This window comes from Methylobacterium sp. WL18, from assembly GCF_008040015.1.
Lineage (GTDB): Bacteria > Pseudomonadota > Alphaproteobacteria > Rhizobiales > Beijerinckiaceae > Methylobacterium > Methylobacterium mesophilicum.
Window position 1 is genome coordinate 1 of record NZ_VRVD01000503.1, and the last position, 3,456, is coordinate 3,456.

Sequence of the window (3,456 nt, forward strand, 5' to 3'; positions counted from 1 at the left end):
GTCTTCCAACGCCGAAAAATGCTCCACCAGTGCCTTGCCTGACATCGGATGCCTCACCAGACCGAGGCCCCCTGTGAATCACGCAAAAGGCAACACCGAAATCCATTCCTTTCAAGCGATCGCCCTGCGTCCATGGTGCAGCGCAGTTGACCGTCGTCTGGCGAACGGCCATTGAGCGGCCTTCTCGACGATGGGATTCGACGAACGCGCCGGCGCAGGCCGCGCGGCGCGTGCCTGTCGCCCCACTGTCATACGCGCGCCATAACCCGCTCGCGAGCCGAACAGCGGACCTCAGGCGTCCGCCAGACAAGGACCTTCCGCATGACCGACCAGCCGTCCCGTCACCCGATCCATGGCCGCATCAGCGGCCCCATCGTGATGATCGGCTTCGGCTCGATCGGCCGGGGCACCCTGCCCCTCATCGAGCGGCACTTCGAATACGACCGCGCCCGCTTCACCGTGATCGACCCCGTCGACACCCACCGGGCGCTCGCCGAGAAGCACGGCCTGCGCTTCGAGAAGGTGGCGCTGACGCGGGAGAACCTGCGCGACGTCCTCACCCCCCTGCTGACCGAGGGCGGCGGCCAGGGCTTCTGCGTGAACCTGTCGGTCGACACCTCGTCGCGGGCCATCATGGAGCTGTGCCGCGAACTCGGCGCCCTCTACATCGACACGGTGGCCGAGCCCTGGCCGGGCTTCTACTTCGACAAGGACCGCAGCCAGGGCGACCGCACCAACTACGCCCTGCGCCAGGACATCCTCGACGCCCGCACCCAGAAGCCGGGCGGCACCACGGCGGTCTCCTGCTGCGGCGCCAATCCCGGGATGGTCTCCTGGTTCGTCAAGCAGGCGCTCCTGAACATCGCCAAGGATACCGGCGTCACCACGCCCGAGCCCAAGTCCCGCGCCGACTGGGCCGCCCTGATGAAGACCCTGGGCGTAAAGGGCGTGCACATCGCCGAGCGCGACACCCAGCGCGCCAAGAACCCGAAGCCCCGGGGCGTGTTCGTCAACACCTGGTCGGTCGAGGGCTTCGTCTCGGAGGGCAACCAGCCGGCCGAGCTCGGCTGGGGCACGCACGAGACCTGGATGCCCGCCAACGCGCGCGAGCAGGAGAAGGGCTCGCGCTGCGCGATCTACCTGCTGCAGCCGGGCGCCGACACGCGGGTGCGGAGCTGGGTCCCCACCGCCGGCTCGCAGTTCGGCTTCCTTGTGACCCACAACGAGGCGATCTCGATCGCCGACTACTACACGGTGCGCGAGGGCGATAAGCCGGTCTTCCGCCCGACCTGCCACTACGCCTACCACCCGGCCGACGACGCCGTGCTCTCGCTCCACGAGATGTTCGGCAAGGCCGCCAAGGTGCAGGACGAGCAGCACATCCTCGACGAGACCGAGATCGTCGACGGCATCGACGAGCTGGGCGTGCTGGTCTACGGCCACGCCAAGAACGCCTACTGGTACGGCTCGCAGCTCTCCATCGAGGAGACGCGTCGGATCGCCCCCTACCAGAACGCCACCGGCCTGCAGGTGACCTCGGCGGTGCTCGCCGGCATGGTCTGGGCCCTGGAGAACCCGGAGGCCGGCATCGTCGAGGCCGACGAGATGGATTTCCGCCGCTGCCTGGAGGTCCAGACCCCGTATCTCGGCCCGGTCGTGGGCGTCTACACCGACTGGACCCCGCTCACCGACCGCCCGGGCCTGTTCCCGGAGGACATCGACACCAGCGATCCCTGGCAGTTCCGCAACGTGCTGGTGCACGGCTGACGAGCGCCGGGCCGCGGTCACGTCACCACTGACGGAAGATCTGGGGGCTCACGACGTGCGTCCCCCTTCCCCCCTCAGCGGGGGAGGGAGACGCGCCTGGGTTCGGCGATGGCCCAAATCCGGCAGCGCTCTGTGAACATCGTACCCCGCACAGGACAGCGCCCCGGCTACTCGGCCTGGCGGCGGGTCACCAGCGTGCGGTTCGGCTCGACCTCGTTCGGGTCCTGCTGGTAGAGCGGTACGATCACCCGCAGCCAGCCGCGGGTCTCGCGTCCGCGGTAGTTGCGCTGGGCGACGTCGCGGGTGAGGTAGGCCTGCAGGTTGACCGGCCCGAAATTGTACCCGACCAGGCCGCCCACCGCGATCTGCCCCTGCGGCCGGTAGCTGGACACGCCGGTGGGCAGGTCGCTCGATCCGAACGCGACGGCTCCGACCTGCCACTTGCCGAACCTCTTCGCCGCGGTCAGGTCGAGGTTCAGGTAGTCCGGATAGAGGGCGCCGAAGGGCGAGCGCGTCTCGAGGAAGATCCCGTGGAGCAGGTTCGCCGTCAGGTTCCAATCCTGGCCGGTGTAGCTGATCGCGAATCGATGGGTCAGCGACGCAGACTGGGTCAGGAAGCGCGTCTCGATCGGCAGGTAACCGCCGAAGAAGTAGCTGACGCCGACATCGTGGCCGAGATCCCAGGCGAGCTGGGCCGCCAGCAGCGGCTGGCCGATTCCGCTCTGGTAGGGCGCGCCCTGGAGGGTGGCGGCCACCACCGGCTGGGTGACGAAGAACTGCAGGCGCCCGCCCGCGATGTCCCACGGCGTCGCCCACGCGAAGGTCGGCAGGTTGACGTTCGTCGCGGTGTCGCCCGGCCGCGCGCTGCGCGTGCCGAAGCTCGACAGGTTCACGAAGTACAATCCTACGGGGAGCTGCGCACCCACCGGCAGGCCGATCGTCTGCCCGGGCTGGGCCGCGGAAGCAGCGTATGCGGGTGCCGCCGCCCCCATGCTGTAGACGGCAAGTGCAGCCGACGCGATCCCGCGTAATCCCAGGCCAAATCCGGTCATCATAACCCCGGTTCAGAGCCCCGGAACGCGGGGCTGATCAGGGTAGGACGATCCGTCGAACCGCCTGCATCCCGACTCTACGGCCAAGCCGTGCGGAACGACACGCGCTCGACATGCGCGGCCTCTTGGCCGGGACTAATTCCGCCGCACCCGTTTTCGGCCATCGCGGTCGCGCTATTCGACCGTCACGCTGAAATCCGCCCGGTAGCCCTGGCCCTCGACCGGGTTGGAGACCCAGCGGCAGCGGCCGATCCGCAGGTCATGCCCCGCGTGGAAATGGCCCGAGATCCACGCTTCCGGCCGCGCGGCATCGGGGAGGTCGTCGAGCGCGGTGCTGGCGTAGAAGGCCGGCACCCACCAGGGTACGCCGGGCTGGTCCCGGTACCGGTCCGCCGCCAGGGGGCTGGCCGGATGATGGGTGACCACCACGGTCGGGCCATCGTGCGGCCGGCCGAGCGCGGCGTGCAGCGCCGCCCGCTCCCGAACATGCGCCGCCATGGCGTCGGCGGGCTGCCAGGCGGCACCGTCGGCCTTGCGGATCGAGCCGAGATACTCGCGGGAGCCCGTCACCGGATCGGTCATGCGTGCGGCCGCGAAGGCGATCGGATCGTCCGGGCGCCCGGACGATCCGATCGCC

At 69.3% G+C, this 3,456-nt stretch carries 2 protein-coding genes and 1 pseudogene; 1 reads left to right on the plus strand and 2 read right to left on the minus strand.

Annotated features, from left to right (window positions below; translation table 11 throughout):
* Nucleotides 1-321 precede the first annotated feature (321 nt).
* Nucleotides 322-1,767 carry a homospermidine synthase gene (locus tag FV228_RS23870; RefSeq protein ID WP_147856839.1) on the plus strand — a complete coding sequence of 482 codons (1,446 nt, stop codon included), beginning with the start codon at nucleotides 322-324 and terminating at the stop codon, nucleotides 1,765-1,767.
* A gap of 167 nt (nucleotides 1,768-1,934) precedes the next feature.
* Here the strand turns inward: FV228_RS23870 and FV228_RS23875 are convergent, their stop codons facing one another.
* Both FV228_RS23875 and FV228_RS23880 read right to left on the minus strand, forming a co-directional pair.
* A complete protein-coding gene (locus FV228_RS23875; protein ID WP_147856840.1) occupies nucleotides 1,935-2,819 on the minus strand; it encodes a transporter in 885 nt (294 codons plus the stop codon).
* 174 nt (nucleotides 2,820-2,993) lie between these two features.
* A pseudogene (locus FV228_RS23880) lies at nucleotides 2,994-3,456 on the minus strand (metallophosphoesterase); the annotation flags it as partial.